The sequence below is a fragment of the Kitasatospora sp. NPDC059747 genome, assembly GCF_042732955.1.
Classification (GTDB): Bacteria; Actinomycetota; Actinomycetes; order Streptomycetales; family Streptomycetaceae; genus Kitasatospora.
Map to the genome: position 1 here is coordinate 118,188 of NZ_JBHWGV010000003.1, position 19,287 is coordinate 137,474.

Annotated in this window: 21 protein-coding genes; 10 read left to right on the plus strand and 11 right to left on the minus strand. The window is 75.7% G+C overall.

What is annotated here, in order from left to right; translation table 11 throughout:
- Positions 1-135 precede the first annotated feature (135 nt).
- The 3 genes from ACFV4G_RS02460 to ACFV4G_RS02470 form a co-directional block, all read right to left on the minus strand.
- Entirely contained in the window at positions 136-708 is a 573-nt protein-coding gene (locus tag ACFV4G_RS02460; protein ID WP_380435660.1) for a TrmH family RNA methyltransferase, read from the minus strand.
- Positions 705-1,349: a class I SAM-dependent methyltransferase gene (locus ACFV4G_RS02465; RefSeq protein ID WP_380435662.1), complete on the minus strand. Its 645-nt coding sequence runs from the start codon at positions 1,347-1,349 to the stop codon at positions 705-707. The genes ACFV4G_RS02460 and ACFV4G_RS02465 overlap by 4 nt, the downstream gene beginning before the upstream one ends.
- Positions 1,350-1,512: 163 nt before the next feature.
- Positions 1,513-1,980, minus strand: a complete 468-nt coding sequence (locus ACFV4G_RS02470) for a carboxymuconolactone decarboxylase family protein (RefSeq protein WP_380435664.1) — start codon at positions 1,978-1,980, stop codon at positions 1,513-1,515.
- Positions 1,981-2,202: 222 nt separating this feature from the next.
- On the opposite strand from ACFV4G_RS02470, the gene ACFV4G_RS02475 reads away from it, so the two are divergent.
- Positions 2,203-2,400, plus strand: coding sequence for a hypothetical protein (locus ACFV4G_RS02475; RefSeq protein WP_363650026.1), 198 nt, complete (start codon positions 2,203-2,205; stop codon positions 2,398-2,400).
- A gap of 28 nt (positions 2,401-2,428) precedes the next feature.
- Here the strand turns inward: ACFV4G_RS02475 and ACFV4G_RS02480 are convergent, their stop codons facing one another.
- Both ACFV4G_RS02480 and ACFV4G_RS02485 read right to left on the minus strand, forming a co-directional pair.
- The gene (locus tag ACFV4G_RS02480) at positions 2,429-5,299 is read right to left on the minus strand and encodes a lysylphosphatidylglycerol synthase domain-containing protein (RefSeq protein ID WP_380435666.1); all 2,871 of its coding nucleotides are present in this window, start codon (positions 5,297-5,299) and stop codon (positions 2,429-2,431) included.
- Positions 5,300-5,362: 63 nt separating this feature from the next.
- The gene (locus ACFV4G_RS02485) at positions 5,363-6,124 is read right to left on the minus strand and encodes an SDR family oxidoreductase (RefSeq protein WP_380435668.1); all 762 of its coding nucleotides are present in this window, start codon (positions 6,122-6,124) and stop codon (positions 5,363-5,365) included.
- Between the two features lie 183 nt (positions 6,125-6,307).
- On the opposite strand from ACFV4G_RS02485, the gene ACFV4G_RS02490 reads away from it, so the two are divergent.
- The 4 genes from ACFV4G_RS02490 to ACFV4G_RS02505 all read left to right on the plus strand — a co-directional run bounded on the left by ACFV4G_RS02490 (position 6,308) and on the right by ACFV4G_RS02505 (position 9,070).
- Entirely contained in the window at positions 6,308-7,156 is an 849-nt protein-coding gene (locus tag ACFV4G_RS02490; protein ID WP_380435670.1) for a helix-turn-helix transcriptional regulator, read from the plus strand.
- 72 nt (positions 7,157-7,228) lie between these two features.
- Entirely contained in the window at positions 7,229-7,498 is a 270-nt protein-coding gene (locus ACFV4G_RS02495) for a UBP-type zinc finger domain-containing protein (RefSeq protein ID WP_380435672.1), read from the plus strand.
- A gap of 154 nt (positions 7,499-7,652) precedes the next feature.
- Positions 7,653-7,925, plus strand: coding sequence for a hypothetical protein (locus ACFV4G_RS02500; protein WP_380435674.1), 273 nt, complete (start codon positions 7,653-7,655; stop codon positions 7,923-7,925).
- Between the two features lie 167 nt (positions 7,926-8,092).
- Complete coding sequence (locus ACFV4G_RS02505; RefSeq protein WP_380435676.1) at positions 8,093-9,070, plus strand: sigma-70 family RNA polymerase sigma factor; 978 nt, start codon at positions 8,093-8,095, stop codon at positions 9,068-9,070.
- Here ACFV4G_RS02505 and ACFV4G_RS02510 read toward each other — a convergent pair.
- Positions 8,978-9,286: an STAS domain-containing protein gene (locus tag ACFV4G_RS02510; RefSeq protein WP_380435678.1), complete on the minus strand. Its 309-nt coding sequence runs from the start codon at positions 9,284-9,286 to the stop codon at positions 8,978-8,980. The genes ACFV4G_RS02505 and ACFV4G_RS02510 overlap by 93 nt on opposite strands.
- Before the next feature lie 200 nt (positions 9,287-9,486).
- Between ACFV4G_RS02510 and ACFV4G_RS02515 the strand changes: the two genes are divergently transcribed.
- Positions 9,487-9,978: an NUDIX domain-containing protein gene (locus ACFV4G_RS02515; RefSeq protein WP_380435680.1), complete on the plus strand. Its 492-nt coding sequence runs from the start codon at positions 9,487-9,489 to the stop codon at positions 9,976-9,978.
- Positions 9,979-10,041: 63 nt separating this feature from the next.
- On the opposite strand, the gene ACFV4G_RS02520 is transcribed toward ACFV4G_RS02515, so the two are convergent.
- The gene (locus ACFV4G_RS02520) at positions 10,042-10,797 is read right to left on the minus strand and encodes a Clp protease N-terminal domain-containing protein (protein WP_380435682.1); all 756 of its coding nucleotides are present in this window, start codon (positions 10,795-10,797) and stop codon (positions 10,042-10,044) included.
- Between the two features lie 105 nt (positions 10,798-10,902).
- Here ACFV4G_RS02520 and ACFV4G_RS02525 point away from each other — a divergent pair, with 105 nt between their 5' ends.
- On the plus strand, positions 10,903-11,487 hold the full coding sequence (locus ACFV4G_RS02525; RefSeq protein ID WP_380435684.1) for a GNAT family N-acetyltransferase: 585 nt from the start codon (positions 10,903-10,905) through the stop codon (positions 11,485-11,487).
- A gap of 64 nt (positions 11,488-11,551) precedes the next feature.
- Here ACFV4G_RS02525 and ACFV4G_RS02530 read toward each other — a convergent pair whose 3' ends face one another.
- The 3 genes from ACFV4G_RS02530 to ACFV4G_RS02540 form a co-directional block, all read right to left on the minus strand.
- Positions 11,552-12,292, minus strand: a complete 741-nt coding sequence (locus ACFV4G_RS02530) for a tyrosine-protein phosphatase (protein ID WP_380435686.1) — start codon at positions 12,290-12,292, stop codon at positions 11,552-11,554.
- A 210-nt stretch (positions 12,293-12,502) separates the two neighbouring features.
- Positions 12,503-13,225: a VC0807 family protein gene (locus ACFV4G_RS02535; RefSeq protein ID WP_380435688.1), complete on the minus strand. Its 723-nt coding sequence runs from the start codon at positions 13,223-13,225 to the stop codon at positions 12,503-12,505.
- Positions 13,226-13,404: 179 nt separating this feature from the next.
- A complete protein-coding gene (locus ACFV4G_RS02540) occupies positions 13,405-14,100 on the minus strand; it encodes a hypothetical protein (protein WP_380435690.1) in 696 nt (231 codons plus the stop codon).
- A 285-nt stretch (positions 14,101-14,385) separates the two neighbouring features.
- Between ACFV4G_RS02540 and ACFV4G_RS02545 the strand changes: the two genes are divergently transcribed.
- From ACFV4G_RS02545 to ACFV4G_RS02555, 3 genes are all read left to right on the plus strand, one after another.
- Complete coding sequence (locus tag ACFV4G_RS02545) at positions 14,386-15,225, plus strand: RNA polymerase sigma factor (RefSeq protein ID WP_380435766.1); 840 nt, start codon at positions 14,386-14,388, stop codon at positions 15,223-15,225.
- Entirely contained in the window at positions 15,222-16,319 is a 1,098-nt protein-coding gene (locus ACFV4G_RS02550) for a hypothetical protein (protein ID WP_380435692.1), read from the plus strand. The genes ACFV4G_RS02545 and ACFV4G_RS02550 overlap by 4 nt, the downstream gene beginning before the upstream one ends.
- Positions 16,320-16,919: 600 nt before the next feature.
- Positions 16,920-18,437 (plus strand): protein kinase, encoded by a 1,518-nt coding sequence (locus ACFV4G_RS02555; RefSeq protein WP_380435694.1) that lies wholly within the window; start codon positions 16,920-16,922, stop codon positions 18,435-18,437.
- Positions 18,438-18,509: 72 nt separating this feature from the next.
- Here the strand turns inward: ACFV4G_RS02555 and ACFV4G_RS02560 are convergent, their stop codons facing one another.
- Complete coding sequence (locus ACFV4G_RS02560; protein ID WP_380435696.1) at positions 18,510-19,253, minus strand: MBL fold metallo-hydrolase; 744 nt, start codon at positions 19,251-19,253, stop codon at positions 18,510-18,512.
- Positions 19,254-19,287: the final 34 nt, after the last annotated feature.

A 19,287-nucleotide genomic window follows, 5' to 3' on the forward strand; every position in this document is an offset into this window, starting at 1 on the left:
CCAGTGCGCGAGCTCGATTTTGGGTGGTGAGCGTGCCCCCCCCCCCCCCCCAATACCCGGGTGGGGTGCGCCCCTACCCCCACCCCAACCCGCAATTCGAGCGGAACCCCCGAGTGGAGCGCGGGGTCCGCGGAGCTACTCGTCGTCGAGCCCGCCGACGTCCTCGCTGCCGTCCGGGGTGCCGCTGATCGCGTACCCCTGCCGGCGCGCCTCGTAGCAGGCGACCGTCGCGGCGGCCGAGACGTTCAGCGAGCCGACCCGGCCCAGCTGCGGCACGAACACGACCTGGTCGCAGATCGCCAGCGCCTCCGGCGTGATCCCGCGGTCCTCGTGGCCGAGGACGAAGGCCACCGCCGGCGTCAGCTCGGCCGCGAACATCGGCACCGCGTCGTCCGCCAGCTCCAGGCCGACCACCTTGAAGCCGTCCGCCTTCGCCGCCGCGACCGCCTCGGCGACGGTCGGGAAGTGCTCGACCTTCAGGTACTTGTCGGTCCCCATCGCGGCCTTCTGCGCGCCGGACGAGCGCACCGACGGGGTGTCCCCGGTCAGGTACAGCTTCTCGGCGCCCATCGCCGCGCCGGTCCGCACGACCGAGCCGACGTTGAACGGGGACTGCAGGTTCTCCAGGATCAGCGCGAGCCGGAACTCGTTGCTGCGCCGCCACGAGCGGTGCAGGCGCTTCAGTTCGGTCCCGCGGAGCTGCTTCACGACGTCGTACCTCGTCCACTCTCGGAGCCCTCGCCCGTCTCCGGGCGGGGCCGCGCTTCCAGAATCCGGAACCCGTTGACCGACGCGATCCGGGAGGTCGGGTAACCCTGCTCGGTCAGCCACTTCTGCAGCGAGTCCGAGCCCAGGTGCTTCTGCACGACCAGGAACGCGGAACCGTCGGGGGTCAGCCGGCCGAGCCAGTGCGTCAGCAGCCGGCGCAGCGCGGCCTTGCCGATCCGGATCGGCGGGTTCGAGTAGATGGTGGCGAACCGGAGGTCCTCCGGGACGTCGTCCGGCAGCGCGGCCTGGACGTTGCCCAGCCCCAGCGCTCCGGCGTTCAGCCGGACCAGCTCCAGCGCGCGCTCGTTGACGTCCACCGCCCAGACCGGGAGGCGCTTGCGCCGGGTCGCCCAGGTGAGCGCGATCGGGCCGTAGCCGCAGCCGACGTCCAGGATCGGGCCGCGCACGCGCGGCTGCGGGGCGTGCTCCAGCAGGATCCGGGTGCCGGGGTCGAGCCGGCCGCGCGAGAACACCCCGGCGTCGGTGGTCAGTTCGAGGGTGAGGTCCGGCAGGGAGACCGTGATCGGCCGGCGCTCGCTGGCGACCTCGGGCGCACCCGTGAAGTAGTGCGAGCCGGACATGTGCTTCCCCGTCGTTCGTGTGGGCCTCGGGGCCACCGGGTGGGTGCGGGTAAGCCCTGGTACGGCACCGATCGTACCCCCGGCGGCCCCGGCCGCGTTCTGTCCGGCCGGGGCGCGGGCCGGGGCGCGGGCGCAGGCGCGGGCCGGGGCCGGTGCCGTGGCCCTAGAGGGTGCCGGGGGTCTTGCGGGTGGTCACGTTGATCCGGTTCCAGGTGTTGATCGTGAAGCAGACCGACATCAGGTGGGCCAGCTCCTCCTCCTCGAAGAGCGCGGCGGCCCGCGCGTACACGGCGTCCGAGACGCCGCCGCCGATCGCGGTGACCTCCTCGGCCAGCGCGAGGGCGGCGCGCTCGCGCTCGGTGTAGACGCCGGCCGGGGCGTCGTGCCACACCGGGAGGAGGTAGATCCGCTCGTCGGTCTCGCCGGCCTTGCGGGCGTCCTTGACGTGCATGTCCAGGCAGTAGGCGCAGCCGTTCAGCTGCGAGGTGCGCAGCTGCACCAGCTCGACCAGGGTCGGGTCCAGGCCCTCGCGGGCGGCGGCGTCCAGGGCGATCATCGCGCGGAACACCTTGGGGACGGTGCGGGCGTAGTCGAGGCGGGCCGGGGCTGCGGTGATCTCGTTCGTCGTCATGACTACGACTCTAGGGATGGAATGCACCACGGGAATGGGTCATTCGATCACTGGATTCGTGGGTCAATCGCGGGTTGCGGGCCGGTCCGGGCAACACGCCGGAACCGGGCCGGCACTTCGCGTCCGGGGGCCCGGCGGCGGATACTGCCAGTACTGCCCAGCACCGCCCGCGCACCGCCACCCGGCGCTCGTGGGAGCCTCCGAACAGCGAGGACGGACGCCATGCCGCAGAACCACGAGGACTACCTCATCGACGAGGCCGTCGAGACCGTCGAACCCGACGACGAGGCGCCCGAGGGCGACGAGTACGACGAGGTCGCCGAACGCCGGGCCCTCGGCGCCGACCCCGCCACCGACCTCGCGGACGCCGCCGAGCAGAGCCGAGTGGTCCAGCTCGACGAGGACGAGTACCGGGAGTAGCGGCCGTGGCACGCCGGCCGCCGTGGGCTCACAGGGCGCGGCGCCGCTGCAGCCAGGCGAACGCCGCCCAGCCCGGCAGGACGGGCAGGATCAGCGTCAGGCACCGGTAGAGCACGACGGCCGCCACCGCGCCGCCCTGCTCCATCGACGCCGCCGACTGCAGCAGGGCCCCCAGGGCCCCGTCCATCACACCCGCCCCGCCCGGGGTCGGCGCCGCGTTGCCGATCGGGCTGCCGATGAGGAACACCACCGCGACCGCCGCGAACGACGGCTCCTGGCCCACCGCACGGGCCGAGCAGTACAGGCAGGCGGTCAGGCACATCGAGACCATCAGCTGCCCGGTCACCCCGACCGCCAGCCGTCCCGGGTTGCGCAGCAGCTCCAGCAGCCGCGGCAGCACCTCCGCCGTCAGCGGCCGCAGCCGCGCCGCCAGCCACCGCCGGGCCGGCGGCACCGCCGACACCGCGGCCAGCAGCACCGCCGCCCCCGCGAGGCCGCCGGCGACGGCGGGCAGCGCGTCCAGCTCCGAGCCGCCGGGCTCCTGGCCGAGCAGGTAGACGAACGCGCCCAGCTGGAGCAGGTGCAGCACCAGCCCGATCAACTGACCGACGCCGACGCTGGACAGCGCCTGCGCGGTCGGGATCCCGGCCTGCTGCAGCAGCCGGGTGTTCAGTGCGACGCCGCCGACGCCGCCCGGCGACACCAGCTTCGCGAAGGACCCGGCCACCTGCGCGAGCACGGCGTTGCGGAAGTCCAGCCGCTCCGGCACGAAGCCGACGAACCCCATCGCCGCGGTGACGTGGCTCGTCGCGGCGGCGAGGACGGCCAGCAGCAGCCAGAGCGGATCGGCGTCGGCCACGGCGGCGATCGGGTTCCGCTCCGCCGAGAACAGCTGCGGGATCAGCAGCCACCCGGCCACCACCCCGCCCGCCACCGCGAGCAGCGTCCGAGGCCGCAACCGCTCCAGCTTCACCGGCCGCACGGCCGCCTGCGGCCGCAACCGCAGGACCTCGGCCCGGATCCCGTCCAGGAGGTCCGGCGCCTTGGCCTCGGCGGCCGGCCCGTCGGCGGGCCCGCTGGAGGCCGGCTGGGCGGTCCCGGGGTGGCTCCCGGCGGCAGCCTCGGTGGAGGAGGCGGCCGTCTGGGAGGTGGTCGGCCCGTCGGTGTCGGGGCGGGTGGTGGTGTGGGGCGTGCCGGTGGCGGCAGGGGGCGCGGCCGCTTGTAGGGCGGCAGGGCCGTCGGCGTCGGGGCGGGCGGTGACCAGGGGGGTGCCGGTGGTGGCTTCCCCGCCGTTGCTGGAGGACGCGGTTGCCTGAGAGGCGGTTGGCCCGTCGGCGTCCGGGCGGGTGGTGACCAGGGGCGTGCCGGTGGTGGCTCCGGGCGTTCCCGTGGCCGCAGGCCGGCGCTTCAGGGAGTGGCGGGTCGTGGGGGCCAGGGCTATCGGCTGGAGCAGGGGGAGGGCGGCGGCGACGGGGTCGGGGCCCAGGGCGGCGATGGCGGTGCGGACGGAGCGGGCCGGGCCGGCGCGCAGCGCGAGGGTGGTGAGGAGCTGGGCGATGTCGCTGCGCAGGACGAGTTCGCTGGCGGCGATGTCGCCGTCCGCGAAGTCGACGAGGTGCACCGCGCCCGCCGGGTCGACCAGGAGGGCGGACGGGGCGAGGGCCCGGTGGGCGATCTCGCGGCGCTGGAGGAGGGCGAGCTGGTGCCAGGCGTCGGTGAGGAGGTCGTCGGTGATCTCGTCGTCGGCGAGTTCGTCGAGGGTGCGGCCGGCGAGGTGCTCGTACGCGATGAGGGCGGTGTCCTGGCCGAGTCCGGCGGTGGCGGCGATGCGGCGGGTGCGGACGCCGGCGGCGACGGCCGCGTACGAGACCAGGGCCTCGTGCTCCAGGCCGGTGCGGGGGGAGCGCAGGGCGCGCGGGTGGGGCGCGGTGCGCAGCCGCAGGCGGCGCCAGGCGCGGTGCAGGGCGGCGGCGGTGACGGCCTGGCGGTCGAGGACCTGGACGTCGAGGTCGGGGCGGCCGTCGGCCTGCCGGACGAGGTGGCGGTAGGGCCCGGCGGGCTGGACGGCGGTGGGCCGCAGGCCGCTCTCGCGCAGGCCGCGGAGGATCTCGGCGGGCCGGGGCCGCGGGTCCGGGGTGCCGACGGCGTAGAGGACGCCGTGGGCGGCGGTCCAGCCGATGAGCAGCCCGAGGAGGAGCGCGGTGGGGGTGGCGTAGCCGGCGGCGAGTCCGGCGAGGCCGGAGAGGGCGAGGACGGTCCAGGGCAGGCGCCGTTCGCGGCTGCCGGAGGCGGTCAGGAAGGCGAGGGCGGGCGCGAGGTACCCGTACACGGGCTCGGTGTGCCCGGTGGGCCCGCCGGGCAGGGCCTTGGTGAGGGAGGCGAGCAGGGAGGCCGGGGCGAGCCCGTCGGCCCACATGCCGACGGCGAGGGTGAGGCCGTACGCGAGGACGGCCGCGAGCAGGCCGTCCGAGACCTGCTGGAGGGCGCGCCGCCGGTCGGGGCCGAGGAGGCGGCGGACGGCGAGGCCGACGGGCAGGAGCAGGACGGCGGCGGTGGTGAGGCCGCCGGCGAGGCCCGCCAGGGGGCGGGGCACCAGTTCGGTGGCCCCGGAGATGTCGGCGGCCAGGCCGCTGGTGGTGGCGCGGGCGTAGTCGGCGAGCAGGAGCGTGAGGGCGGTTCCGAGGAGGCCGGTGAGCAGCCGGACGAGGGCGACCGGCTGCCGTATTCGGCCGGTGTCGAGCACCCGGGCAGGGACGCCCCCGCCCGCCCCGGACGCGGGAGCGCGCTCCGCCTGCCGGGGCCGTTGCCCCGGCAGGTGCCCGGGCGCAGCGCCCGTCCCGGCACCGTCGGCCCCCGCGCCGCCGGTGCCGCCGTCCGTTCTCCCCGTCACGATTGCCACGGGGGGCATGCTCCCATGCCCCCCTGAGGGCGCGCCGTGAGCCGAGAGGCCAGCAGCGGCCCCTCACGCCTGCCGGGTGGGCAGCGCGACGACGTGGCGCAGGTTGACGTGCCGGGGGCGGGTGACGGTGTAGGCGATGAGGTCGGCGATGTCGTCCGCGCCCAGGGCCGGGATCGCCTCGAACATGCCGCCGAGCTGCTCGCGCAGGGCCGGGTTGTCGATGTGCCCGCCGAGTTCGGTGTCGGTGAGGCCGGGCTCGACGGCGCTGACCCGGACGTCGCGGGGGCCGAGCTCGGTGCGAAGCGCCGCGGACAGCTGGGTGAGGCCGGCCTTGGTGGCGCCGTAGACCGCGTAGTTGGGGAAGACGACGTGCGAGGCGATGGACGAGACGTTGACGAGGTCGGCGGCGCGGCCCTCGGCGGCGGCCTCGACGAGGTCGGGGGTGAAGGCGCGGACGATCCGCAGCGCGCCGGTCAGGTTGGTGTCGATCATGCGGGCCCACTCGTCGATGCGGCCGTCGTCGAGCGGGTTGGGCAGCATCACGCCGGCGTTGTTGACCACCAGGTCGACCGGTCCGAAGGCGGCGTGGACGGCCTCGGCGGCGGCGTCGACGGAGGCCTGGTCGGTGATGTCCGCGGTGACGGCGACGGCCTGGCCGCCGGCCCCGGCGATCTCGGCGGCCAGGTCCGCCAGCCGGTCGGCGCGGCGGGCGAGCAGGGCGACGCGGGCACCGCCGGCGGCGAGCAGCCGGGCGGTGGCGGCGCCCATGCCGCTGGCGGCTCCGGTGACGACGGCGGTGCGGGTGGCGAGGGCGGGGTAGCTCATCGGGAGGCTCCGGGGCTGGGGCGGTCGGGCTGACGACGACCACTCTGCTGCGGCGGCGGACGGCTACCCAGGGCCGAGCTCTTCCCGGGAACCACGGACCCGGGAACTGCCTTCCTGGGAACTGCCTTCCTGGGAACGGCAGTACCACCCTCCCGCGCCGTCCCCCGGACTACGCTGCCGGGCATGGAGAACAGCCTGGGGGACTTCCTCCGTTCGCGCCGGTCCCGGATCCAGCCCGAGGAGGTGGGCCTGCCCTCGCACGGCCGCCGCCGGGTGCCGGGGCTGCGCCGGGAGGAGGTGGCGCAGCTCGCGGGCGTGAGCGTGGACTACTACGTCCGGCTGGAGCAGGGCCGGGGCGGCAGCGCCTCGGACACGGTGCTGGACGCGGTGGCGCGGGTGCTGCGCCTGGACGACGTGGAGGCGGAGCACCTGCGGTCGCTGGCCCGCCCGCCGAAGCCCTCCGCCGTCTCCGCCGCGCGCGGGAGGCAGCAGGTGCGCGAGGGCACCAGGCTGCTGCTGGACATGATGGCGGGGGTCCCGGCGTTCGTGCTGGGGCGCCGGATGGACGTTCTCGCGTGGAACGGGCTGGCGGACGCGGTGCACGGCTACTCGTCCCGTCCGGGGAGCGACACCAACGCCGCCCGGCAGGTGTTCCTCGACCCGGCGGCCCGCGAGTTCTACGTGCAGTGGGAGGCGGTGGCGGCGGAGACGGTCGCGTACCTGCGGCGGGACGCCGGGCTGCACCCGGAGGACGCCAAGCTGGGTGCGCTGGTGGGCGAACTGTCCGTGCGCAGCGAGGAGTTCCGCCGCCTGTGGGCCGATCACCAGGTCCGCGAGAAGACCCACGGGGTGAAGCTGGTCCGGCACCCGCTGGTCGGCGAACTCGACTTCGGCTACGAGACCCTGGGCGTGCACGGATCGCCGGAGCAGCTGCTGGTCGCGTTCACGGCGCCGGCCGGCTCGCCGACCGCGCAGAAGCTCGCGCTGCTGGCGAGCTGGACGGCGGACGGGAGCCCGGCCCGGGTGGAGTGAGCCGCTGCTCCGCGGCCCTTCTCGGGCGTGTCTTCGCGCCCCGCCCCGGGCGGGCGTCACTACCCTGCGGGCATGACCGCCGCCTGCGAAGACCTCGCCATGGCCCCCGAGACCATCCGGCCCGCCCCGCCCGGCGACGGCTGCGCCGACTGCCTGGCCGAGGGCCGGCGGGACTGGGTGCACCTGCGGATCTGCCTGGACTGCGGCCACGTCGGCTGCTGCGACTTCTCACCGGGGCGGCACGCCACCGCGCACTTCCACGCCTCCTCGCACCCGGTGATCCGCTCGTACGAGCCGGGGGAGGACTGGCGCTGGTGCTTCGTCCACGAGGCCATGGGCTGAGCGGCGCCGCCGTCGGGTGCGGATTCCCGGTGGCACCCGGCTCCAAGCCGGATAAAATCCGGACATAGCGCTCGTCCGATTTTCGAAGCGCAGCGCCCGAGCGGCCACCGGCCGACGTCCGTCGCCGTCGGTGACCGCCGAAGGGAGGCCGACGATGACCAAGCGAACACCCGCCAGCACCGCCAAGCTCCGCCAGGGCACCCAGGACCTGCTGGAGCGACGCGGCATGGCCAGCAGCCCCAAGCAGCTCGCTCCACGCGTCCGCACCGGCGGCACCTCCGGCGCGGCGGCCGGGTACGCCGCGGGCGACGCGTTCCGCCACGGCGGGCGCGACACCGGGACGGCGGTGGCGCACGCCGCTCCGGCGATGCACGCCGAGCTCAAGGGCCACCGGCACCGCGGCGCCGAGAAGCACTCCGCGCACTGAGCGGCGCCACTGCCGCCGGGGGTGGGCGTCCGCGCCGGGCGCCCACCCCTGACGCGTGCTCAGGTCCGGTCGGGGCGACCGCCGGAACGCGCCGGGTCGACGTGTCGGACCCCTGCGGTACGGTCGTCGCGTCGGCCGAAGGGCGGCCAGGGCGACGGGGGCGCACGATGACGGACGTGATCACCGAGGAGCCGGTCGAGGTCCAGCTGGAGCGGTACCGGACGGAACTCACCGGCTACTGCTACCGGATGCTCGGTTCGGTCTTCGAGGCCGAGGACGCGGTGCAGGAGACGATGGTCCGCGCCTGGCGCGGCCACAAGAACTTCGAGGGCCGGGCCGCCCTGCGCTCCTGGCTGTACCGGATCGCCACCAACGTCTGCCTGGACGCGCTGAACGGCCGCAACAACCGGGCCCGCCCGATGGACCTGGCCGGCCCGGTGACGGTCGCCACCGCGAGCGACGCGCAGCTGCCCGAGATGACGTGGATCGGCCCCGCGCCGGACGGCCGGGTGCTGCCCGAGACGGGCGACCCGGCCGACGTGGCGGCGCAGCGCGAGTCGGTGAAACTGGCCTTCGTGGCGGTGCTCCAGCGCCTCGCACCGCGCCAGCGCGCGGTGCTGATCCTGCGTGAGGTGCTCGGCTGGCGGGCCGCCGAGGTGGCCGAGCTGCTCGGCGTCACGGTGGCCTCGGTCAACAGCGCGCTCCAGCGCGCCCGCGCGGTGCTCGCCGGCGACGGCGCGGCCGCCCGCCCGGCGCCCGCCCTGGACGACGACCACCGCGCGCTGCTGGACCGCTACGTCAGCGCCTTCGAGGCCTACGACATGGCGGGCCTGGCCGCGCTGCTGCACGAGGACGTCACGCTCAACATGCCGCCGTTCGCGATGTGGCTGCGCGGCAAGGACGAGATCCGGGCCTGGATGCTCGGCCCCGGCTGCGGTTGCCGCGGCTCGCGCCTGCTCCCGGTGACGGCCAACGGCGGTCCGGCCTTCGCGCAGTACCGGCCGAGTCCGGCGGGCGGGCACGAGCCGTGGGCGCTGATCGTGCCCGAGGTGTCAGACGGCCGGATCACCGGGCTCACCAACTTCCTCGACACCGACGTGCTCTTCCCGCTGTTCGGCCTCCCGGCCCGGTTGGAGGCCGAGTAGCGGCGGGGGAGCCACGGGCAGGACGTCGGCCAGCCCGCTGAACGCGAGCAACTCCCGCAGCGGGCCGCTCGCGTTCAGCAGCAGCACGCCCACGCCGTGCCGGGCGGCGGCGAGCCGCAGCCGGGCGAGGGCGTCGACGACCGCCAGGTCGGGGGCGGTGAGCGCGCCGAGGTCGCAGGTGAGCGTCCGGCCGGTGGTGGTTCGCTTGGTCTCCATGCGGGTTGGACCGCTCCGGCGGTCGCGAATCATCGGTCCGGTGCAGGTTCGCAGGTCCGGTTCGGGTACGCGGGTCCGGGTGGTCCGCCCGGGGGTCCGCCGCGTCCGTCCGCCCGGCGGCCGCGGTGGCAGAGTAGGGGCCGCAGGGACCACCGTTGCCGCAGCCACCGGCTGTGGGCACCGCGCCGAGGAGGAACGCCGTGTCTGCTGAGCCTTTGAAGTCCCGTGAGGAGTGGCTGGCGTCCCTGCCGCGGATCTACGCGGCGGCCGGCTGCCTGCTGCGGGACGAGTCCGGGCGGATGCTGATCGTGAAGGCCGGGTACCGCGAGCACTGGCAGTTCCCGGGCGGCACGATCGACCTCGGCGAGGGGCCCGCCGAGTGCGCCGCGCGGGAGCTGGAGGAGGAGACCGGGATCGTCAAGGCCGCCGGTGACCTGCTGGCGATCTCCTGGACCCACCCCTCGAACGAACTCGACCACCCGGCCGAGCACTTGCTCTTCGACTTCGGCACCGTCCCGGACGGCACCCCCGTGACCGTCCCGGCCGGTGAGCTCGACGACTACCGCTGGGTCCCCGACGAGGAGGCGCTCGTCCTGCTCGGCCCGTCCCGTTCGGCGCGGCTGCGGGCCGCGCTGGAGGCGGCCGTCGACGGCCGGGTGCGGATCGTCACCACGAGCGTGTCGGGATTCTGACGGGGTGTCGGGAGAGCGGCGCGGGCCCCGGGGCGGTCGACCGTCGCGGGGCCCGTCCGTGGTTCAGGGCTGCCTCGGGTCCTCGCTTCGGGCGGCGACGATGGCGGTGAGGGCCTCCGAGACGAACGTCTCCGTCTCGGCCTTGTCGACGTTCAGGTCGGCGAGCACGCCGGTGCCGTTCGCCTGCTCCAGCAGGGCGAGCAGGATGTGCTCGGTGCCGACGTAGTTGTGGCCCAGCTTGAGGGCCTCGCGGAAGGTCAGCTCCAGCACCTTCTTGGCCTGCGCGTCGAACGGGATCAGCGCGGGCAGTTCGGCGGCGGGGGCCGGCAGGGCGGCGCCGGCGGCGGCGCGGACCGCCTCCGCGTCGACGCCCTGGGCGGCGAGCGCCTTGGCGCCGATGCCCTCGGGTTCGGCGATCAGGCCGAGCAGCAGGTGCTCGGCGGTGATCTCGGCGTTGCCGGCGTTCCTGGCCTCCTCCTGCGAGACCACGACGACGTGCCGGGCACGGTCGGTGAAGCGGGCGAAGCCCTGGCTGGGGTCGAGGTCGTCGGGGGTGGCGGGGTCCTTGGGGACGAAGCGCTTCTGGGCGGCCTGCTTGCTCACGCCCATGCTCCGGCCGATGTCGGTCCAGGACGCGCCGGAGCGGCGGGCCTGGTCCACGAAGTGGCCGATCAGGTGATCGGCGAGTTCGCCCAGGTGGTCGGCGGCGATCACCGCGTCGGACAGCTGGTCGAGCGCGTCGGTGTGGACCTTCTTGATCGCGGTGATCAGGTCGTCGAGGCGCAGCGGAGTCGTGCTGGGAACAACGGGATTCTCCATGCGTCAACCGTAGGTTGTCGATCCTGCATCGTCAACCGATAGTTGACGATACTGCCGGGTAGGCTTCGGGCGGTCGGGTGACGGAGTGGAGCGAAGGTGTCGGACATGGCGGCTGACCTGCGGATCATCACCCTGCCCGAGGCCGAGGTGCCCGCCGGACTCAAGCTGCGGGTGGCCGAGTTGCAGGATCTGGCGTGGCCGGGCCCGCCCGGTCCGTCCGCCGCGCCCGTGCACGATCCGGCCCTGCGCCCGCTCTCCATGCTGCTGCTGGACGGCGCCCGCGTGGTGGCCGCGCTGGACGTGCTCTCCAAGGAGATCGTCCACGCCGGGCGGACGTACGCGGCGAGCGGCCTGTCCACCGTCGTCACCGACCCGGCCTGCCGGGGCCTGGGGCACGGCCGGCGGCTGGTGGCGGCGGCCCGCGCCACCGCCCGGGAGCGTGGCGCGGACCTCGGGCTGTTCACCTGCGACCGCGAGTTGCGGGGCTTCTACGAGAGCGCGGGCTGGGAGTGCCTGCCGGGCGCGGTCCTGGTCGGGGGCACGGCGGAGGATCCGTTCCCCAGCGACCGGGAGGGCTTCGACAAGGTGACGATGGCGGCCTTCTTCACCGCGCGCGCCGAGCGCCACCGGGCGGACTTCCCGCACCGCCGGATCGCCCTCCACCCCGGGACGGTCGACCGGCTCTGGTGAACGACCGGCTCCGGCGGCGGTCCGGCGGCGGTCGGGCAGCGGTCAGGCCGCGGCCGGACGGCGGTCAGGCCGCGGGCACCAGCCGGGCCCGGACGGCGGCGACGTCGGCCGGCGTGACCCCGGCGGCGAGCAGGTAGCCGGCCGGGTCGAAGCCGTCGAGCGTGTCGGCCAGGGCGGCCTCGGCGGTGGTGCCGGCCTCGGCGAGCACCGCATCGATCCGGCGGTACTGGTCCGGCAGGCCCAGCATTCCGTACAGCGGACGGACGTTGGGGCCGCTGAGCAGGTAGTCCTCGGCTATCGCGGCCGGGCGGACCCCGGCCAGGGCGAGCAGGAGGAGGGCGGCGAGGCCGGTGCGGTCGCGGCCGGCACCGCAGTGGACGACCACGCCGCCGGGCCGGGCGCCGGCCACCGTGGTGACCAGTTCGGCGGCGGCGTGCGGGCAGTGGTCCAGGTAGGGGCGGAGCGCGAGCGGGGTGCCGTCCAGCCGTCCGTACGTCTCCCACCAGGCGGGGCCGGCGAGTTCGTCCAGCGGGACGCGGACCAGTTCGACGCCCTCGGGGCGGGGGAGGAGCGGCTTGTGCTCCTCGGCGTTGCGCAGGTCGACGACGGTGCGGACGCCGTGGTCGAGGAGGGCGTCCCAGCCCTCGGCGGTGAGGCGGTCGAGGTTGTCGGCCCGGACGATCGCGCCGCGGGCGGTCGGGCGGCCGGAGACGGTGGGCAGTCCGCCCAGCTCGCGGACGTTCAGGCAGCCGTCCCAGACGAGGGTGCGGTCCTCGGTGGTGGTCTGCGCGTGCGTCCGGTTCATGCTCCCACCTCGCTGCGCTCGGCAGGGGCATTCACCCACGTGCACCTCTTCATGGCTCGCTCGCTCCGCTCGCTCACAGGGTTCCCCGTTTCGTCGTCCGGGGGCCCGTTACCCCCTCGTTATGAAGGACTATCGGGAGATCCGGATGGTTCCTCGCCGTTCGACCGGCGGAAACCCGCTGTTCGGACGTTCGGAAGGAAGAGGCGCAGGTCAGGCGGCGGTCGGGGCGTCGGTCTCGGCGGTGAGCAGCTTCTCCATCGGCTCGGCGGCGATCTGGCCGAGCATCGAGCCGGCCACGATGGCGCCGATCAGGAAGACGGTGGACAGCCAGGCCATGGTCGAGACGGGCAGGGTGAAGGCGCCGACCACGCGGGCGGTGCACTCGGCCAGCAGCGCGGTGCCCCAGATGCCCGAGAAGACGCGCTCGTGGCGGTGGAAGGAGCGCGAGGCGGTCGCCCGGCCCTCGGCCAGCCGCTGCCAGGCGGCGGCGCGGGCGTGGTTGCCCTTGGTCAGGAAGGGCATCAGCACCGGGGTCATCACCGGCTTGCCGACGAGGGCGGAGACCAGGACGGCCACCGCGACGCTGCCGCTGAGCAGGCCGTCCTTGGCGAGCATCATCCGGGCGTCGCCGGTGAGGAAGGTGAGCGCCAGGCCGGCCAGGTTGACCGCCAGCATCAGCGCGGCCCACAGGTTGAGGGTGCGCTCGCGCAGCAGGCCGAAGACCGTCCGGCCGGCCGGGACGGCGCTGCTCCAGGCGAGGGCGGCGAACTCGCTCATCCCGAAGGCCGAGTGGAGCAGGTAGTAGCCGGCCAGCGGGGCGGCGACGTCCAGGAGGAGCGGGCGGAACGCGGAGCCCACCGGGTTCGACTGCTTCTCCGCGCCGGCCGGGGTGGTGGCGGCCTCGGTGGCGACGGCGCTCAGGGTCTGGCTCATGGTGGGTTCCTCCCCGCTGGTGGCCGCGGGGCCGGTGCCCGCGTCGTGCCTCCAGTCTTCCGGCGCGACCCTCCGTCAGATCAGTGCCGTCCGTTGCCTGATCCGCATGACAGACGTCATGGTGCCCGTCATGACACCGCCTTCGCCGGGGTGCAGAGAAGGGCCGGTGACCTGTGCTTTCACGCCTCGGCCGCGGTGAACGTCCACAGCGCGCGGCCCAGCGTGTCCGCACAGCGCACGCCGTGGAAGCGCTCGTCCCCGGCCGAGAGGAAGCCGAGCGCGGTGCCCTCCAGCACGGCCCGGGCGGTGGCGTCGGCCCTCGTCCAGGCGCCGGTCAGGACGAGCACCCCGGCGACGAGCTCGGCGCGCCGGATCCGCGGCACCGCGGCGGTCAGCAGCGCGGCGTTGACGTCGTCCAGGTCGGCGGGGGAGAGGTACGCCTCGCCCGCGCCGGTGCGGTCCCGCTCGGCCCGGCGGCGCAGCTCGGGCAGGGCGTAGTGGCGGACGGCGGCCGCCGCGTCGTCCAGCGCCACCTGCCAGCGCGGTCCGGGCAGCACCTCCCACCACACGTCGTCGCCGACCGGCAGCACCTCGCCGATCCGGGCCCGCCAGGTCTCGATGCCGTGGACGGTCCGCGGGTCGGGCCGGTGCCCGGGCAGGCCGGCGGCGGCCCAGTCGGCGCGGCGGACGACGCTGAGGCCGAAGGTGAAGCGGACCCGGTCGGCGGCGGGCCGCTCGACCAGGCCGAGCAGCAGCCAGTGCGTCTCGTCCGGGAGGCTGAAGGTGCGGCGCCACCCGGTGAGGCCCAGGGCGCGCAGGGCGGGCGCGAGGTGGTCGCGCAGCCCCGCCGCGTGGAACTCGCGGGCGGCGGTCATGGAGGTCCTTCCGGGCGGCTGCGGGTGGCTGCGGGCGGGCCGGGCGCGGGGTCGGCGCAGGCCGGTGGGGCGGGGGCGCACGGAGGCGCGAGCGTGACGGACGGCACGCCCCGGACGGGGGCTGCGGTCACGAGGTGGCGGCGGGCCCGGTCGATTCGCCCACGGACAACGTAGGCCTGGCGGCCCCGCCGCGGCCGTGGGCGAAGGGCGGTCGTCCGCGGGACCTTGGGCCCCGGGCGGGCCGGTCCAAGGTCAGGCCCGCCCGCGCCGCGCGGATGGCGCATGATGTGGCGGGTGCAGAGTGCAGAGCGCCCCGGAGCGGGCACCGGCAGCCCCGAAGGCCGGTCCGGACCAGTACCACCCGCCGCCCCGCCACCGGGCCCGGCCCCCGCTCCCGCGGACCTGACCGAGGCGGTGCGGGCCGCGCAGGACGGTGACGAGGAGGCGTTCCGGCTCCTCTTCCGGACCGTCCAGCCCGGCCTGCTGCGCTACCTGCGGGTCCTCGTCGGGGGCCGGCCCGAGGACGCGCAGGACGCCGAGGACATCGCCTCCGAGACCTGGCTGCAGGTCGCCCGCGACCTGCGGGGCTTCTCCGGCGACGGCGACGGCTTCCGCGGCTGGGCGGCCACCATCGCCCGCAACCGCGCCCTGGACCACCTGCGGGCCCGGCGCCGCCGCCCGGTGGCCGACCTGCCGTTCGAGTACCTCGCCGAACTGTCCGCCGGGGACGACACCGCGGGCGCCGCGCTCGCCCGGGTCGGCACCGGCGACGCGCTCGCGCTGATCTCCCGGCTGCCGCGCGACCAGGCCGAGGCGGTGCTGCTGCGCGTGGTGATGGAGCTGGACGCGGAGAGCGCCGCGCAGGTGCTCGGCAAGCGGGCCGGCACCGTCCGGATGGCCGCCCACCGGGGGCTGCGGCGGCTCGCCAAGCTGCTGGAGCAGTCGTTCGGGCCCGGTGAGGGGCCGGGCGAGGGGCCGGGATCCGACCGCGGGATCCCGGCCGCGCGGGCGGCCGGACAGGAGCCGGGGGCACCCTCCGGGAGGGCCGCCCGGAAGGCCGCGAAAAAAGTTTCTCCGCAGGGTGTGACAGAACGCCGGGCCGCGACGCTGAAGGACATGAGATGAGCACCAACCGATCCCGTCGGATCGACCGTGATGCCGCCGAGCAGCTGCTCGGCGGTGCCGTGGGCGGCCCGTCGGCCGGGCAGGACGCCTCGCTCACCGGACCGGACGGCGACGCCGCCGGGCAGGTCGCCCGGGTACTCGCCGCGGCAGCCGCCCCGGCGACGGCCGCCGAGCTGACCGGGGAGCAGGCCGCCCTGACCGCGTTCCGGGAGGCCCGTCTCGCGCCCGACCCCGTAGCAACGACCGCAACGACCGCACCCGTCCGGAGACGACCGATGGCAACCGCCGCCCTCGCCAGGGCCTTCAGCACGAAGGCCGTTGCCGCCGTGCTGAGCGCCACGGCGCTGTGCGGGGTCGCGGTCGCCGCCGGCACCGGGAACCTGTCGATCGGCAGCGGCAGCGGCACCGAGCCCGAGCGCACCCTCGCGAGCGGCGGCGCCACGGGCGCGCTGCCCACGTCCGGGCACGGGCCGGGCACCACCACGCCGGGCGGCCAGTCCGCCCGGCCGTACAACGGCCCCTCCGCCGGCGGCTCCGGCGGAGGCGCTCAGGGTCTCGGGCCGTCGGCCTCGCCGACGCCCGGGACCCCCTCCGCGACGGGGCGGGCCACACCGCCCGCGTCCGCCGCGATGGTCGCCCTCTGCCACACGTTCACCGACCGGAAGGGCAAGGGCGAGCACCCGCGCCAGCTGGTCCTGGACCCGGTGTTCACCCTGCTGGTCGAGGAGGCGGGCGGCCCGGACAAGGTGGAGGACTACTGCGGGGAGGCGCTCGGCCGGGCGGGCGACGACGCCCACCGCAGCGCCACCCCGCAGCCGACGCACGACGACCGCCAGGGCTCCGGCTCCGGTGGCGCGGCAGGCTCCGGTGGCGCGGCCGGCTCCGGCGGTGGCAACGCGAACGGCTCCGGAGCCGCGGGCGGCAGCGGCGTCGACGGCGGCAAGGGCAACGGCGGTTCCGGCGGCAACGGCGGCGGGAACACCACCAACGGTGGCGGGCCCAAACCCGGCCGGACCACGCCGACGCTCCCGGCGTCGCCCGCACTGCCCGACGTCCGCCCCAGCGGGCAGGACCGGCAGGCCGCCCAGGGGTGACCCACAGGACTCCGGGTGGGCGGTGGGCGAATCCCCCCGGGCCCGCCGCCCACCCGGATAGCAGGACCGCAGGACCGCAGTACCCGGCACCACCGCAGTAACCAGCACCACCGCAGTAGCCAGCACCACCGCAGGACCTGCGGCACCGCGACACCCGCGGCGCCGCGGCGACCACCCGAGACCCCGGGTGGCCGGTCGGCTCCCCCGTGCCCACCGTCCACCCGGCCGGCCCCCGGCCGGACCGGCAGGCGCTCACCCCGGACGCGCCGCCGGCCCGGCCGGCCCGGAACGTGTGGCCCGCCCGCCCGCAGTCCGGGCGGGCCACACACACCCCGAACGGGCGGTCGGGGATCCGCTGCCCGGTTCCCCGGCCGCCTCCCCCTCCCGGGAGACGGGCCTCCCGGCAGGCGGGCTTCCCGGCAGGCGGGCTTCGTGGCAGGCAGGCGGAACCGCCGCCACCACGGCGCGCGTGGAGTCCTCCGGCGGCCTCGGCCGGGACCGGCCCGGACACCGCGCCGGGCGGCACGGACGCCGGCGGCTATCGTGCACGGGTGCACGAGGCGGTCCGGGACCCCGGGCCCGGCGTGAGGGGAGTTCCAGGTGATCGGACGGGCGCTCAACGGGCGTTACGAACTCGTCGAGATACTCGGCGTCGGCGGCATGGCCACCGTCTGGCGCGGGGTGGACCGCGTGCTGGGACGCCAGGTGGCCGTCAAGGTCCTCAACGGGGGCCTCGCCGACGACCCGCGCTTCGCCGAGCGGTTCTCCCGGGAGGCGCAGCACGCCGCGATGCTGGTGCACCCGAAGGTCGTCATGGTCTTCGACTCGGGCATGGACCAGGGTTCGCCGTACATCGTCATGGAGCTGGTGAACGGGCGCTCGCTGGCGGCCGTCCTCGCCCAGCAGCCGCAGCTGCCGGTGGAGCGCGCCGTGGGCATCGCGGCGGCGGTGTGCGAGGCGCTCGCGGTCGCGCACGCGGCCGGGCTGGTGCACCGGGACATCAAGCCGGGCAACATCATGATCACCGACGACGGCGGGGTGAAGGTCGTCGACTTCGGCATCGCCCGGGCCGGCTCCTCCAACAACCTGACCCAGACCGCCACGGTGCTCGGGACGGCCGCGTACCTGTCGCCCGAGCAGGCCACCGCCTCCGCGCTGGACGGCCGCACCGACCTCTACGCGGTCGGCTGCGTGCTGACCGAGATGCTGACCGGCGGGACGCCGTTCACCGCCGAGACCCCGGTGGCGATCGCGTTCAAGCACGTCAGCGAGCAGCCGCTGCCGCCGTCCGCGCGCCGTCCCGGGCTGCCGCCCGCGCTGGACGCCGTGGTGCTGCGGCTGCTCGCCAAGAACCCGGCCGACCGTCCGGCGGACGCCACCGCGGCGCGGGCCGAGCTCCTCGCCACCGTCCCCGGGCTGGCCGTGGGCGACCCGACGGCGGAGCTGCTCGCCACCGCCGCGCCCACCCAGATGCTGCCGCCGCTCCCGTCGAACCAGCAGCACACCACCGTGCTCCCGCCCCAGGCCCCCGCTGCCACCTCCCTGATGGCGCCGGTCCCGATGGCGCCCCCGGCGCCCGCCAGGCCCGCGCGCAGCCGCAAACCGCTCGTCCTGGGCGCCCTCGGCGTGGCCGGCCTGGCCGGGGTCACCGCCATCGCCCTCACAGCCTTCGACACGCCGCCGGGCAACGCGGCCGCCAAGAAGCCGGCCGCCGCCGCACCCGCGACCCAGGCGCCCGCGCCGGCCACGACCGCCCCGGGCCCGAGCGCCGCGCCCACCACCGTGCCCGGTCTGCCCGCCCCCACCCCGACCGTCCCGCGCAACCAGCCGCCGGCCGTGCAGTTGAACGCGCTGCGCCAGGCCGTCGCCCAGACCCAGGTGGGTGGGAAGGACCGCGGCGGTCAGGTGGAGCTCCTGCGCATCCTGGACGATGCCTCGGCGCGCCTCAACGAGGGCAGCCCCGACGACGCGGCCCAGGACCTGAAGGACGCCCAGAAGGTGGTCCGCGACATGAGCAAGCGGCACGCCATCGACGGCCCGACCACCAAGGACTGGAACGCCCGCCTCGGCGCGCTCTTCACCGCCCTCCACACGCAGGCGGACAACCAGAACGACTGAGGCGACGGCTCTGCGGGCGGTGGTGCTGCTCGGCCTGGTGGTTTTGTTCGTTGGTCCTGCCGGTCCTGCCGGTCAGGAGAGGTCCAGGCGGTCGCCGAGCCCCGCCGCAGCGAAAGCGGCCTCCAGCGCCTCGCGTCCCTCGGTGAAGTGCCCCCAGCTGTCGAAGTGCGCCGGCACGACGCGCCGTGCGCCGAGCAGGACGGCGGCCTCGGCGGCCTGCGCGCTGTCCAGGGTGAGCAGTGCGCCGTCGAAGCGCCGGGTGCGGGCGGCGCCGGCGAACAGGACCGCCGTGTCGACCGGGCCGAAGCGCTCGGCGATCTCCTTGACCAGCGGCAGCGAGGCGTTGTCGCCGCTGATGTAGACGGTCGGCAGGTCGGGGGCGGTCAGCACGAAGCCGATCACCTGGCCGATCACCGGTTCGCAGCCCTCGGGCCCGTGCAGGGCGGGCGCGGCGGTGACGGTGACGGTGCCGCCGTCCGGGCGGGTCAACTCCACCGAGTCCCAGGGGGCGAGGCCGCGCGCGGTGCCGCCGAGCCGCCCGGCGCCGCTGGTGGTGGTGAGCACGAGCGGGACGGTCGGCAGCAGGGCGCGGCCGGAGGCGTCCAGGTTGTCCGGGTGCTCGTCGTGGGAGAGCAGGACGGCGTCGACCGGGCCGAGGTCGGCGGGGGTGGTGGCGGAGGGCGCGGTCTTGGTGAGCGCGTAGCCGCTGCCGGTCGGGTAGTCGCCGGGCCCGTCGAAGGTCGGGTCGGTGAGGAAGCGCAGGCCGCCGAACTCGATGAGCGTGGTCGGGCCGCCGAAGACGCGGATGGTCGCCATGCTGGGTTCACCTCACGGGTAACTGCGGAATTTG